The sequence below is a fragment of the Peribacillus sp. TE19612 genome (assembly GCF_056279465.1).
In genome coordinates, this window is sequence record NZ_JBWCCL010000017.1 from 1 (window position 1) to 13,711 (window position 13,711).

Below are 13,711 nucleotides of genomic sequence, written 5' to 3' on the forward strand. Positions count from 1 at the left end.
GAAATGTTTGACTTGCTCATTTGCTTTTTTGATAGTGTGTGCTCACTTAAAATTTAACGTTGGCGCTTTGTTTTGTTCAGTTTTCAAAGAGCAATTTGTTCGCCATCTCTCTTAGCGACTTTAATATCTTAACATCTTATTACCACTTCGTCAACAACTTTTTTAAAAAAAGTTTTTATCATTCTTTTTCAAATGCTTTGACGTTGCAGCAACTTTTATAATATACCAGCGTATAAATCAATAGTCAATAGGTTTTTTGAATTTAATTCACTTTTAAATTTCATGACTGATTCCACTTGGATAAATTCGATTTCCCCTTCATATAAATTAGGATCTCCTCCTCGGTGCTCACCCTTTTAAACAGCCTGAAAAGGATGTTATATTTCTCGTTTATTGCCCTTTTGACTATGTGATCGATTCTGTCATCCTGCAAATCGAATAGTATTTCATCCATCTCTCTTTTTAAAAGGTACTCCAATTCCATTTTTTCTTTGTCATTGATCAATAAACCGAGCATGGTTCACACCTCCATCAGACATCATTCCCCATTCCCATCAATTTTATGAATTTTCAACCCGTTTTTTTGCATAACAATAATCCTCGCGCATAAATTTGAAGACAAGAGTACTTTGGACAAGGGGATGGATTAATGAAATTTTTCATGGTGCTTCAAGCCAAGAACATCAAGTATTATTCGTTAATTTTGCTTACCGCACTTTTTACCGCTTGGTTTCTTTTTGTACAAAACATTCTTCATGCCCCCGTTTTTTCAACGGAAGATGGGCCGAAAGCGGTTTATAAAGGGGAAAAGAATGTTGCGATCACGTTCAATATTGGCTGGGGTGATGAGAAAGCCGCTCCGATAATAGAGACATTAAAAAGAGAAAAGATTAAATCGGCCACTTTTTTCCTTTCGGGATCTTGGGCAGAACGCCACCCTGACATAGTAGCTGAAATTGTGAAAGAAGGATATGAAATCGGCATGCTTGGTTACGATTATAAGGATTATACCGAAATGGAAGATCAAGAAATCATCCGGGATATTTCTAAAGCCCAGGAAGCATTTAAAAAACTTAATGTAAAGAATATAGAACTTTTACGCGCTCCCACCGGCCACTTTGATAAACGACTCTTGAAGATCAGCGAGAAATTTGGATATACCGTTGTCCATTGGAGCATCGATTCGAAGGATTGGACCAATCCAGGTGTGGATCGGATCGTACAGAACATCACCAAGGCCCAAAAAGGTGATATCATTTTATTACATGCTTCAGACTCAGCAAAACAAACGAATAAAGCATTACCGGAGTTATTAAGTGAACTTCGATCAAAAAATTTAAACTTCGTTAACGTTTCAGAGATGATTTCCAATTCCTCAGCAAGCAGTGAGGAAGTCCGCTAACTGAAAAAACTGCGTACTAATGGTCTCCTTGAACCTTTAGTACGCAGTTTTTCTGTTTTGATTTCTTTATGTAAGGTCCGGCCTACATATAGGTTAGCTGCCTTTACCTAATTGACCGGCTTTCATCTTTCCCTTTGCTGGAGTTTGCTTACGCTCTCTTCTATCGGCCAATTCCTTTTGTGAAATTTCAATCAATTTGCCAAGGACCAATAATTGATAAGCATTGCAGACTAGCAATGGAAACAGCATGAAGTAAAGCCAGCCTTCATCATTGGTTTTCAGGACAGGTACCCACTCCAATACCGTGACCACGACCATGAAAAACAAGGCCGGTATGAAAGACTGTTTATTCGTTTGTTTCATTTTGAAATAAGCTGTAATAAGCCCTGCGGCCAATACAACCAATGCTAACACGATATACGAACTGAGTCCCTCGCCTGAACCAAAGCTAAGATATCGCAGGTAAACAAGATCGAATACAACAAAAAGAATGAGTACAAGTTGAACCGCATTCCATAAGGAAGCGCTTTTAAATATCCCCAGACCAAAACGATGTATCGTTAAATAGGCAAAAAAGCCAGCTTGGCTTATGACACTGAAAATTAATCCAACACCGAATAACCAAATAAAAGTTGATAGGATGGCACTGACTTCAAAAGAAGAAAAATAAGGCTTAAACTCACTCCATCGAGCCAAGAACCCTACAACTCCGCCAGTTACGCCACCTATAAGCAATGTTGTTAAAAACAATTTAACTAAATTACGGCTGTTCATTGTTTTCCTCCATACATTTCTATTTCATTTCCTTAATTGTACCAACCAAATTTGGAAAAATCCACTTATTCCACCAAGGAATAATATCGACGATTGGAACCATATTAACAGTAAGAAGGATGAAAGGGGCCCTGCGTATGAGAGTGGGAGTTGCTTTGCTTTTCACGTCATTCTTACTCGTTTGTTCCGGTTGTGCTCAAAATGGAACAGGCGCAGAAAAAATGGAGTACGAAGAGACAAAGAAAATGGTCGTCGATATCTTGAAGACAGATGATGGAAAAAAAGCCATCCAGGATATCATTACTGATGATAAAACGAAAGCTGAACTTATTATGGATTCGGATGCCATTAAGAAATCCATTGAAGATATGGTCACTTCAGATAAAGGGAAGGAATTTTGGAAAAAGACATTTAGTGATCCTGAATTTGCTTCCGCTTATGCTAAAGCATTAGAAGACGAACATAAAAAGGTATTGAAGGACTTAACTGCTGATCCTCAGTATCGTGGAATGCTCATGGAAATAATGAAAGAACCGGATATGGAAAAAGAAATGAATAAATTATTAAAAACCAAGGAAATGCGATCGGTCTATAAAGAGCTGATCATCGAGACCATGGAGAGTCCTCTCGTCCAAGCGAAAATGCAAGAGAAATTGGATAAAGCAGCCACAAAAGCGGCCGAGAAGGAGAAAAAGTAAAAAGAATGAAAGAAGGCTGATTCCCAATCGGAATCAGCCTTCTTTTTATTGCAGTTTTTCAATGACCTTTTTAGCAATATCTTCGTAAATCCTGCCAAGCCTGTGGTCCGCTGCGTAGATGGATGGAGCAAAGTCCTCTTCGTTCCAATCTGGCTGTTGCAGGGGAAGTTGACCTAAAACTTCTGTACGAAGCTCTTCTGCAAGCTTCTCTCCGCCGCCTTTTCCGAATACATATTCCTTTTCACCGGTCGTTTTACTTTCGAAAAATGACATATTCTCTATGACACCAATGACTTCGTGTTCTGTCTTGATGGCCATGGCACCAGCTCTTGCAGCAACGAAGGCTGCAGTCGGATGCGGTGTCGTAACAATGATTTCTTTACATGAAGGGAGCATCGTATGCACGTCCAATGCAACATCGCCTGTACCCGGCGGTAAGTCAAGGACCAAATAGTCCAAATCTCCCCATTCCACTTCATTAAAGAAACTGTTAAGCATTTTACCCAGCATCGGCCCTCTCCAGATGATTGGCGCGTTATCCTCTACAAAAAAGCCCATTGAGATAACTTGGACGCCAAACCGTTCCACAGGAATGATTTTTTCCCCGCGAACAACCGGTCGTTTTGTTATCCCCATCATATCAGGTACGCTGAATCCGTAAATATCGGCATCAACCAGTCCGACCTTTTTGCCTAAACGAGCAAGTGAAGTGGCGAAATTCACTGAGATCGTAGATTTTCCCACTCCGCCTTTACCACTGGCGATCGCGATGAATTGTGTCTTGCTGTTAGGTCCAAGCAAACCTTGGTCCGCCTCACCCTGGGGAATGCTCTCACGATGCTTGGCTAATTCCTCTTCTGAAAGTTCCGTGAAACGGATGCCTACCGATTCCGCTCCGTTCGTTTTCAGCAAGTCCACAACTTCGGATTGCATTTGCATTTGCTCGGCAGTCCCCGTTTTCGCAATCGCAAGTTTAACGCTTACATGATTCTTTTCAGGTTTTATTTTGATTTCTATAATTCCATTTGTCTCTTCAAGATTTTTATGTAGAAAAGGGTCTTTAAGATCCTTTAATAAATTCAGTACTTTCTCTTCTGTTAACAAGTCGAGCACCCCTTTGAATTTTATTTTCCCATTTTTCAGTATAACATATTACCGAAAGAAAACTTATTATCTGCCTTGCATGCGAGACCAGATTATTTCCCCATGATAAAAAGGCCTTGTACCTTACAAGACCCCGACATCACTCGTCATCCGATAGTTTTTCTTCTGTGAAGTACCGTAAAATCCCCATATAAATCGAACTAGCAATCTTTTCCTGGTATTTATCGCTGATAAGGCGTTCCCTTTCCTCAGAATTGGAAAGAAAGCCAATTTCCACAAGCGCTCCTGGTTTCTTAGCATAATTCATCAAATACACATGATTAATCGTTCTTGCATCACGCTTTGTATTTTCCAGGTTTCTGATGATTTCAGTCTGAATGAATTTAGCCACCTGTTCATTTTCCTCAAACCTGCTTGTATAAAAGGTTTGGGCACCTTTCGATGACGCCGATGGAAAAGAGTTCAAATGAATGCTTAAGAATAAGTCCGCTTCCGAATCATTGATCATTTTAACCCGATTCCGTAAGTCCTCCTGTTTTCGCTGGCGGATCCCCTTTGTATTACCCTGTGCCAGATCCTCATCCTTCTCACGGGTCATGATGACAAGTGCACCTTGTTCCTGCAAATAGTCCCTGACCTTTAATGAAACGGAAAGGGCAATTTCCTTTTCCATTATGTCTTGTACATTTGCCCCGCCGTCCATTCCTCCGTGGCCTGCATCAAGAATGATGACCTTCCCTGCCAACGGAAGGTTCCAGGAGTCCCAAGAATCATCTTCAACGAATTTAAAAGTCACAATTAAAAAAAGGACAAACAATCCCATAGCGATTCCTGTATATTTCAGCTTTCTGCGCATGACCGTTCCCCTTCCATGATCTCTCTACTAAAAAGTATGGGACAAACCATGGAATTAGAACAAGGAATGGGATTTTGCCTTCTTAATGCAGTTTCATTTTATATCGTTTTTCTCCAGTCTTAAAACCGTCCAGCCACCAATCGCCTACAAATCCTTCACAACAATAAAACAATCCTTCATCGAAAGCGTTATTCGCTGTAACTTCCCGCCAATACAAAATAAAGTTAAAAAGAGTATCGACCAAAAACTTCTCTTCCTTCCAGCACCTGGACCTTACATCATCTTCCGACTCCCCATAATAGCCAAACTTACTATAGTTCGCTCCTAATAAATAAGCCTCGATGGCAACATCGAAGTAGCCTTCCTCCAAAACATCCATCAAATCCTGTCCGAAATAACGCTGAATCCTCCCCTTCATATCCTCGATAGAAAGTTCCCTGAGCAACCTGCGTTCGAACTTCAATTGCCTTTCCCTTTGCATCTCCTGTAAACCTAATATCACAGCCATAATTCACCTCCGGGGCAATTCCCCATTTCCCAAAATTATTTCCCAAGACATAATTTAGTTTTAGCGTTCTATTTTGAACCATTCATTTATTCCATTGGCAAAAATTAATGAGGATAGGTTCGGCAGGTAATTGAAATGCCTATCCTAGGCTATCTTCCATAAGAAGCTTAAAAGGACAGCCCAAACATTTCGGATGATGTTTACTTGCAGAAAAAATTGGTACTATCACCCGTAACCCGTCACTTTAGGATGCTACCCGAGGCAGGCCTTGCGACTTGGGTAGCTCACTGCGCATGTCTTACATTGATCACAACTGATTATTCATGTTGTGTTCTTCCTTAAATTCAAGCCAGCCACCCCTCAGGCACCTTCAGGCTTTGTGATCTATTGATAAAAAGGACATCCGTGGTAAACGGATGTCCCTTTCTAACATGATATAACATTTTATGATAGCGAAGTCATTTAATACATCCCTACTTGGCAGGATGAACTGCCAGAGGTTCATAAAGCACAGTACAATATCCAGTCGCTGGTACTACACAAAGTTTGAATGGCTTCCTATATTCGTTTCACTTTATACCTGTCCAGCCCTTTTCTTTAACCGGCCAGCTAGAGGCACGACGATTATTCCGGCTATTACGACCTGCATTACGTTTCCGGGGATGGAGCCAAATGGCTGTATCCAGTTACCATAAAGAATAACTTCGACAAAATAGTAGCCGACGATTTTAATGATCAATGCAACGGCAACGGCGATCGTGTATACAAGTTCTCTTTTGCCCGGTACCTTTTCGGATATTAGGCCTGCTAGAAAGCCCATTGTTCCGACGATGACGAATGTAAACGGTGCCCATGCTGCCCAGCCGGAGAAAAGATCGAAGAAGGCCATACCGAAGGCACCTGCTATCGCCCCTGTTTTTTTCCCATATACCAATGCTGCTATAAAAAGGGGGACGTTGCCCAGGTGGATCAGGCCGCCGTTACCCATTATCGGGAGCTTGATGTTGATGAACATTGTCGCTACAAGGGTTAATGCAATGAATAGCGCATTGATGACCAAAGCTTTTGTTTTAGTTGTTTCAATCGGTGAGTATGTTGAATTCATATGAAGTCCTCTTTCTTTTTTTAAGTATTATCATACTCCTAAACAGAGACTTAATAAATATCGATTTTACAAATAATTCTGTATTCCACAAATAAACTCATGTGTAAACAAATGGGACCTATCATCCCCAACATCCGAAGCACCCTCCCTACGGCGTTAAATCGCATTGTGGCTGGGGACTTGGAAGGATTTATATCATGACGCAGAAGGGTTCATGGAGCATGATGTGGCCAATGAAATTCAAATTCATTCTAACGGTTTAAGAATCATTGCACTCTGTACATTAAATAAATTTGATTGGCAATATAATCTGAATTAAAATGAAGCCCCTTTCTTAACCACCATATTATAATGCCTACCAATGAGGCTGTTTTAATGTCAATGTCAACATATTCAGCAGGTAGATCCTTTTCAGTATTCTTCCTTCTAATTTCTACCAATTGCTTTAACAATAGAAACAACTGGTCCTCAAACTGATTCGTTTTAAATAAAATAAGTAAATAATTCCGATGGATATATAAATTATCAAGCAATTGTGTTAGCTGTTGTTTTTCCGATAAGTCTTTTGCATGTATTAAAGCAAATATTTTCTCAGATAGCTCATTTAGAATCTCATCGGTGATTTGCGTTAATAAATCTTGAATATCCTGATAATGCAGGTAAAATGTTGTCCGATTCAGCCCTGCTTTGGCTGCTATTTCCCGGACCGTTAAATTTGAAATAATGGGGTCCTCGCATAAGAGTGCAATGACAGCATTTTTAAACATTTCCCTTGAGCGAATTGTACGAGGATCTTCTTTTTTAAGTATAGACATTTTATTCTCCTTTATAGATTTTCTTTAACTTTCTCAACAGCATAAATTTCTATGTCGATTAGTGAACACTTTCAAGAAAACTGTTCATGGTAAGTAACATATATTTTTGTTACCATCGATTTTATCGACATGGTGTTGATAATGCAAGTCAAAAATGAAGGAGTTTACGAATGGACATTACTGAAAGAAATAAAAAAGTTTTATTAATTGTACTGATTGCCGGTTGTTTTTTATCAACATTAAATCAGACTTTATTAAATGTTGCATTGAGTGGTTTAATGGAAGTATTTGATGTAACGGCTGCAACTGTACAATGGTTATCTACAGGGTTTATGCTAGTGAACGGTGTTTTAGTGCCAATCACTGCCTTTTTAATGCAACGGTTTACAACAAGGCAGCTTTTTATTAGCTCGATGTTCTTTTTGCTCATCGGCTCTGTACTTTGCGCATGTGCGGGGAATTTTGGCGTGCTGTTAACGGGCAGAATGATACAAGCAATCGGTGCCGGGATTATTATACCTCTAATGATGACGGTTATTTTATATTTATATCCTAGTGAAAAGCGCGGAAGCATCATGGGGACAATCGGCTTTGCGATAATTTTTGCCCCGGCCATAGCCCCGACCTTATCTGGTTTTATCATTGAATATGTTTCATGGAGATGGCTATTCATTGGGTTAATCCCATTCTTACTAATCGTCATCGTTCTAGCGTTCAAATATTTAATGAATGTTGCAGAGACAACAAAAGCAAAATTGGATATCACAAGTGTCATTTTATCAACGATTGGTTTCGGCTGTATATTATTTGGGTTTAGTAGCGCAGGAAGCAAGGGATGGGAAGATCCCGTTGTCATCACTGCAATAATCGTCGGAATGACCGTGTCGACTCTATTCTGTTTACGTCAAATGAAATCGAGCGACCGATTATTAAATTTAACTGTATTCAAGTATAAAGTTTTCACGCTTACATCCTTCATCAATGTACTAATTACGATGATCATGTATGCGGATTTAATACTTTTGCCAATCTACTTGCAGAATGGACGAGGTTTTACAGCATTTGAAGCAGGTTTACTGCTATTACCCGGAGCTGTAATTAATGCCTTCTTATCCCCTGTGACAGGTAAAATGTTTGATAAATATGGTGCTAAACCACTCTTTATTACAGGTTTGGTATTCATCATTGTTTCGATGTGGGGAGTCATAGATATAAGCGAATCAACGACGTATATCTATATCATGGTTCGTACCATAATATTACGAATTGGTTTGAGCTTCATTACCATGCCATTAAATACAGCAGGCTTGAATGCTTTACCAAGAGAATTGGGTTCCCATGGTTCAGCTGTAAATAATACCATTCGCCAATTGTCAGGTGCCATCGGAACAGCAGTTGTCATCACAGTATATACAATGCAGGCAACTTCACATGCCTCTGAACTATCAATGGAAAATGAAAACATTACAGCTATAGAACTAGAGGCATTAGCTTCCATCCTTGGCTCAAGTGATGCCTATGTTTTCATGCTAGCCTTATCTTTTGTGGCATTAATAATTGCAAGCTTCATGCCGAAAAAAGCCGCAATCAAAAAAAGTGAAGGTGAATCTCAAAACTAAGATTGTTAACTGAAATATTTAAAATAAAGCATATCCGGGAGATCACGGATATGCTTTTTTAATATTTCCGGTCAAAAAAAAGACCCCCAACCAATATGGTTGAGAGCCTTTCGAAACCGTAATAGAATTAACGTTTTGAGAACTGAGGTGCACGACGTGCGCCTTTAAGACCGTATTTTTTACGTTCTTTCATACGTGGGTCACGAGTTAGTAAACCAGCAGTTTTAAGAGATGGACGGTATTCTGGATCAACTTGTAGCAATGCACGAGCGATACCGTGACGGATTGCTCCAGCTTGACCAGTATATCCACCACCGCTAACGTTTACTAGAACGTCGTAATTTCCAGTAGTTTCTGTTGCAACTAGTGGTTGGTTAACAACTTCACGTAATGCTGCAAAAGGAATATATTCATTGATGTCACGACCGTTAATAACGATGCGACCTTCGCCTGGTACTAAACGTACACGAGCTACTGAGCTCTTACGGCGACCAGTACCATAATATTGAACTTGTGCCAAGATAGTAACCTCCTTAGTAATTATCCGCGTAATTCGTATACTTCTGGTTGTTGAGCAGCGTGTGGGTGCTCAGCTCCAGCGTATACGTGTAATTTTTTGTAGATTTGACGACCAAGAGAATTCTTTGGAAGCATACCTTTGATAGCAAGTTCAAGCATTCTCTCAGGGTAGTTTGTACGCATTTCAAGAGCAGTTCTAGTTTTAAGACCGCCTGGATGCATAGTGTGACGGTAATAAATTTTGTCAGTCAATTTTTTACCAGTCAAATGGATTTTTTCAACATTGATAAGAATTACATGATCACCAGTGTCAATGTTCGGTGTAAAAGTTGGTTTATGTTTACCACGTAAGATGGATGCTACTTCAGTAGAAAGGCGACCCAAAGTTTTGCCTTCAGCGTCAATCACATACCATTTACGTTCTACTTCATTAGCTTTCGCCATAAATGTCGTACGCATGGTTAACCTCCTAAAAAACTTTTTAATTTTTTATATTTATTTTCAATCACAATAAACTTCCGGGGCTTATCGTGGGATTAAAATACATACCATATTATATTAACTTCTCCCAGATTCATTGTCAAGGGAATGTTACACTAGGATAAGTTGTCTATAAAACACTCTCTGCAACTCCATGAAAAGCTCAGTATAGCATCAAACCGCTCCATTACTGATTTCAGCCCATTACCCATTTGTAAAAAAACTGGTATCACTTTGAAAATATTTTTATTTGTAAAATACTTTCCATAAATACAAGCCTTGGGCAGGTGCTGTTTTCCCTGCAAAGCTGCGGTCCTTCTTGTCCAAAATTCCGCTCATATCATGGGGTGACATCTTGCCGCTGCCGACATCCAGGAGCGTCCCAACCAAGATACGCACCATATTATATAAAAAGCCTTCGCCAACGAAGCGGAAAACCATGAAATCATCGCTCTCTTCAAAATCCATTTCTTTTATGGTTCGAACTTTATCGACCACTTCCGTTTTTGCCGAACAAAAACTTGTAAAGTCATGTGTCCCTATCAAATAGGAGATTGCTTCCCTCATCGCCTCCACATTTAATGGGTATGGATAATGATAGGCGTAATTCCGCTTAAACGGATCCCGCAGTTTCGAACGGGCTACGATATAACGGTACTCTTTCCCAGTAGTATGGAACCTCGCATGAAAATCGTCAGGCACGATATCGACTTCCAGAACGATGATATCGGTCGGAAGAAGCGCGCTGAACGCCTTTATCCAATTTTCAGTAGGGAATGTAAGGGGGGACTCAAAGTGAAGTACCTGCCCCTTTGCATGGACCCCTGAGTCTGTCCTGCCTGAAGCAGTCACTTTTATAATTGTGCCTTTATGCATTTGGGCCAAGACTGCCTCGAATTCACTTTGTATGGTGCGTTTCTCAGGCTGCACCTGATAGCCAGCAAAATCCGTGCCGTCATAAGCGATCACACATTTATATTTTGGCATAGTTCTCTTCCTTATTATGAACGTAATAAAAATAACATGACCGTTAGAACACCTATTAAGACCATCAAAAGACTATCACTCGTCTTCCAGTTCAATTGGCGATATTTCGTGCGGCCTTCCCCGCCACGGTATCCTCTTGATTCCATGGCAGTGGCCAATTCCTCCGCCCGTTTGAACGAACTAACAAATAAAGGAACCAGCAGAGGTACAATCGATTTAACCCTGTCCTTTATCGGGCCAGATGAAAAGTCAACGCCCCTTGCAGTTTGGGCCTTCATGATTTTTTCCGTTTCCTCCATTAGCGTTGGGATGAATCGAAGGGCAATGGACATCATCAATGCCAGTTCATGTACAGGCATCTTCCACTTTTTCAAAGGTCCCAACAGCTCTTCCATCCCATCTGTAATGGATATCGGGGATGTCGTCAAAGTTAAAAGTGACGTAACAAGGATTAGTAAAGTAAATCTAATGGATATGAAAAAACCTTGAATCAAACCGCCTTCATAGATTTCAAACCAACCGTATTCAAAAAGCAATTCCCCTTCCTTCGTAAACAATATATGGAGAAGGAATGTAAATACGATCAAGAAAAAGATTGGCTTCAACCCATTATAAAGATAGCGAAGCGGTATTTTGGAAAGACTGATCAAAAGGATGGTGAATACAGCAAGCAAACCGTAAGAAACGACATTATTCGCCAAAAAGACGACACAAACAAACAGGAACACGAGGAGCAGTTTAGCCCTTGGGTCCATCTTATGCATCAATGAATTTGCAGGGACATAACGCCCGATAATCATTTTATCCAGCATCAGCGGTTCCCCCGTTTCATGGCTTTATCTATTTCTATCGCTAAATCACCGATATTAAGACATGGATGATCAAATCGAACACCAAGTTCCTTCTGGAGCTTTAGCTGAAAGCGGACCGTATCAGGAACATCCAGGCCTAGCTCCATTAATTGTTCCGGCTCTGAGAAAATTTCCTGGGGGGTTCCTTTTTTGAACACCGTACCCTTATGCATGATAATGATGTCATCCGCGTACTTGGCTGCATCCTCCATGCTATGGGTCACCAGAATCGTTGCAATGCCCCTTGCTTTATGCAGATCATAAAACATATCCATGATTTCTTTGCGTCCTCGCGGATCCAGTCCCGCTGTAGGCTCATCAAGGACCAATACTTCCGGTTCCATGGCAAGTACCCCAGCGATGGCCACCCGTCGCATTTGTCCGCCGGATAAGTCGAAAGGAGACTTTTCAAGAACTTCCTCATTCAATCCGACTTGCGCAATGGCTTTCCTGGCAAGTTTCTTTGCATCGATTTCAGAAACGCCAAAATTCATAGGACCGAAACATATATCCTTTTCAACCGTTTCATCAAATAACTGATGTTCCGGAAACTGAAAAACAATTCCGACCTTTTGTCTTATTGGCCGCAAAGCCTTTTCTTTTCTTCCGGCTTCAATCGTCCGATCCCCAATGAAAACCCTACCCTTCGTCGGTTTTAAAAGAGCATTCAAATGCTGCAGTAGCGTGGATTTCCCGGACCCTGTATGCCCGATGATTGCGGTATAGGTTCCCGGCTCCATAGAAATATTGACATCATGAAGGGCTAGATGTTCAAAAGGAGTATTCACCTGATAGCGGTATTCTACATCATCGAGTGTAATTCGCATAAATCCTTCACCAACTCTTCCTCTGTCAAATGCCCATCAACTACACGAACACCATTTTTTTGTAACTCCTTGGTTAGTTTCACTGAAAAGGGAATATCCAGTCCAAGAGCAATCAATTCTTCCTCTAACTCAAAAATATCCTGAGGCGATCCTTCACGATATAACCGACCTTGGTTCATGACTATCATTCGATCGGCTTTCGCAGCTTCCTCAAGATCATGGGTGATTGATATGACAGTGATCTCGTTTTCCTGTTTTAATTCCCTAACTGTTTCAAGCACTTCTTCACGGCCTCTTGGGTCAAGCATGGAGGTTGCTTCATCTAAGATGATTATGTCTGGCTGCAAGGCTATTACACCTGCAATGGCCACTCTTTGCTTTTGACCGCCGGATAGATGGTGCGGCTCTTGATTAAGAAAGGCATTCATCTTAACCTTATTTAACGCACCATGAACACGCTCCACCATAACCTGCTGAGAAACACCGGCGTTTTCTAAACCAAAAGCCACATCATCCTGAACTGTAGTGCCTACAAATTGATTATCTGGGTTTTGAAAAACCATGCCAATTTTCTGGCGTACATCCCAAACGGATTCTTCCGTCAAAAGTTGATCATTAATCGTAATGGTACCTGAGTTAGCGAACTGAAGGCCATTCAATAACTTCGCTAATGTCGACTTGCCAGAACCATTATGTCCGACAATCGCTAGCCACTCCCCTTGATGAATATCAAAAGAAACATCATCCAAGGCGTTTCGAGACTGACCCTCATATTTAAAAACAATATTATTTAAAGAAACCAGCTTCTTCACCATGTGGCCCTCCTCATCCTCGACTGCACTCGCCTAAACTAAGCTCTGCTCACCAATATAAATATAGTAGTTTTTCCTTCTGAAAATATAAAAAAACGCTGCACCCCTTCCACCGAAAGAATTTTCGGTAAATTAAGAGCAGCTAACAGCGGGCCTGTTACGAAAAACAGGTTATCTTATAATCGCTTATCAAAAGCGGGAAGGGATGCTTGAGCTAGACGTGAAGGCTCCCTGCATGATACAGGTTCCGCCAGCCATCGTAACACTCAATGCGAATTTCTAAAGTACAGAATTTCTATTTAAAAAAAGAAAAAGGGCATAGAACAAGTGAGTATATTCATTTGTCCCGCCCTT

General features: G+C 40.6%; 16 protein-coding genes. 3 read left to right on the forward strand and 13 right to left on the reverse strand.

The window, feature by feature from the left end; all coding sequences use genetic code 11:
• Window positions 1-280 precede the first annotated feature (280 nt).
• Window positions 281-517, reverse strand: coding sequence for a hypothetical protein (locus tag ACZ9AO_RS22985; protein WP_251543564.1), 237 nt, complete (start codon window positions 515-517; stop codon window positions 281-283).
• Window positions 518-649: 132 nt separating this feature from the next.
• Between ACZ9AO_RS22985 and pdaB the strand changes: the two genes are divergently transcribed.
• Complete coding sequence (gene pdaB, locus ACZ9AO_RS22990) at window positions 650-1,402, forward strand: polysaccharide deacetylase family sporulation protein PdaB (protein ID WP_048677930.1); 753 nt, start codon at window positions 650-652, stop codon at window positions 1,400-1,402.
• Between the two features lie 93 nt (window positions 1,403-1,495).
• Here pdaB and ACZ9AO_RS22995 read toward each other — a convergent pair whose 3' ends face one another.
• Window positions 1,496-2,176: a KinB-signaling pathway activation protein gene (locus ACZ9AO_RS22995; protein ID WP_251543566.1), complete on the reverse strand. Its 681-nt coding sequence runs from the start codon at window positions 2,174-2,176 to the stop codon at window positions 1,496-1,498.
• 137 nt (window positions 2,177-2,313) lie between these two features.
• Here ACZ9AO_RS22995 and gerD point away from each other — a divergent pair, with 137 nt between their 5' ends.
• On the forward strand, window positions 2,314-2,874 hold the full coding sequence (gerD, locus tag ACZ9AO_RS23000) for a spore germination lipoprotein GerD (RefSeq protein ID WP_063595505.1): 561 nt from the start codon (window positions 2,314-2,316) through the stop codon (window positions 2,872-2,874).
• Window positions 2,875-2,919: 45 nt separating this feature from the next.
• Here the strand turns inward: gerD and ACZ9AO_RS23005 are convergent, their stop codons facing one another.
• The 5 genes from ACZ9AO_RS23005 to ACZ9AO_RS23025 form a co-directional block, all read right to left on the reverse strand.
• Window positions 2,920-3,978: an Mrp/NBP35 family ATP-binding protein gene (locus tag ACZ9AO_RS23005; protein WP_048677927.1), complete on the reverse strand. Its 1,059-nt coding sequence runs from the start codon at window positions 3,976-3,978 to the stop codon at window positions 2,920-2,922.
• A gap of 139 nt (window positions 3,979-4,117) precedes the next feature.
• Window positions 4,118-4,834: an N-acetylmuramoyl-L-alanine amidase CwlD gene (gene cwlD / locus ACZ9AO_RS23010; protein ID WP_251543570.1), complete on the reverse strand. Its 717-nt coding sequence runs from the start codon at window positions 4,832-4,834 to the stop codon at window positions 4,118-4,120.
• Between the two features lie 82 nt (window positions 4,835-4,916).
• The gene (locus tag ACZ9AO_RS23015) at window positions 4,917-5,342 is read right to left on the reverse strand and encodes a DUF2521 family protein (protein ID WP_034304952.1); all 426 of its coding nucleotides are present in this window, start codon (window positions 5,340-5,342) and stop codon (window positions 4,917-4,919) included.
• Between the two features lie 574 nt (window positions 5,343-5,916).
• Window positions 5,917-6,447 (reverse strand): ECF transporter S component, encoded by a 531-nt coding sequence (locus ACZ9AO_RS23020; protein WP_251543572.1) that lies wholly within the window; start codon window positions 6,445-6,447, stop codon window positions 5,917-5,919.
• Between the two features lie 266 nt (window positions 6,448-6,713).
• On the reverse strand, window positions 6,714-7,262 hold the full coding sequence (locus ACZ9AO_RS23025; RefSeq protein WP_476110667.1) for a TetR/AcrR family transcriptional regulator: 549 nt from the start codon (window positions 7,260-7,262) through the stop codon (window positions 6,714-6,716).
• 170 nt (window positions 7,263-7,432) lie between these two features.
• On the opposite strand from ACZ9AO_RS23025, the gene ACZ9AO_RS23030 reads away from it, so the two are divergent.
• A complete protein-coding gene (locus tag ACZ9AO_RS23030) occupies window positions 7,433-8,881 on the forward strand; it encodes a DHA2 family efflux MFS transporter permease subunit (protein WP_476110669.1) in 1,449 nt (482 codons plus the stop codon).
• Between the two features lie 127 nt (window positions 8,882-9,008).
• Here ACZ9AO_RS23030 and rpsI read toward each other — a convergent pair whose 3' ends face one another.
• The 6 genes from rpsI to ACZ9AO_RS23060 all read right to left on the reverse strand — a co-directional run bounded on the left by rpsI (window position 9,009) and on the right by ACZ9AO_RS23060 (window position 13,360).
• Window positions 9,009-9,401: a 30S ribosomal protein S9 gene (rpsI, locus tag ACZ9AO_RS23035; protein ID WP_034304957.1), complete on the reverse strand. Its 393-nt coding sequence runs from the start codon at window positions 9,399-9,401 to the stop codon at window positions 9,009-9,011.
• A gap of 20 nt (window positions 9,402-9,421) precedes the next feature.
• Window positions 9,422-9,859: a 50S ribosomal protein L13 gene (gene rplM, locus ACZ9AO_RS23040; protein WP_034304960.1), complete on the reverse strand. Its 438-nt coding sequence runs from the start codon at window positions 9,857-9,859 to the stop codon at window positions 9,422-9,424.
• Between the two features lie 267 nt (window positions 9,860-10,126).
• Entirely contained in the window at window positions 10,127-10,867 is a 741-nt protein-coding gene (gene truA, locus ACZ9AO_RS23045; RefSeq protein ID WP_048677922.1) for a tRNA pseudouridine(38-40) synthase TruA, read from the reverse strand.
• 14 nt (window positions 10,868-10,881) lie between these two features.
• Window positions 10,882-11,679, reverse strand: a complete 798-nt coding sequence (locus ACZ9AO_RS23050) for an energy-coupling factor transporter transmembrane component T family protein (protein ID WP_476110672.1) — start codon at window positions 11,677-11,679, stop codon at window positions 10,882-10,884.
• Window positions 11,679-12,545 carry an energy-coupling factor ABC transporter ATP-binding protein gene (locus ACZ9AO_RS23055; protein ID WP_476110674.1) on the reverse strand — a complete coding sequence of 289 codons (867 nt, stop codon included), beginning with the start codon at window positions 12,543-12,545 and terminating at the stop codon, window positions 11,679-11,681. The genes ACZ9AO_RS23050 and ACZ9AO_RS23055 overlap by 1 nt, the downstream gene beginning before the upstream one ends.
• Entirely contained in the window at window positions 12,521-13,360 is an 840-nt protein-coding gene (locus tag ACZ9AO_RS23060) for an energy-coupling factor ABC transporter ATP-binding protein (RefSeq protein ID WP_034304970.1), read from the reverse strand. The genes ACZ9AO_RS23055 and ACZ9AO_RS23060 overlap by 25 nt, the downstream gene beginning before the upstream one ends.
• Window positions 13,361-13,711 lie beyond the last annotated feature (351 nt).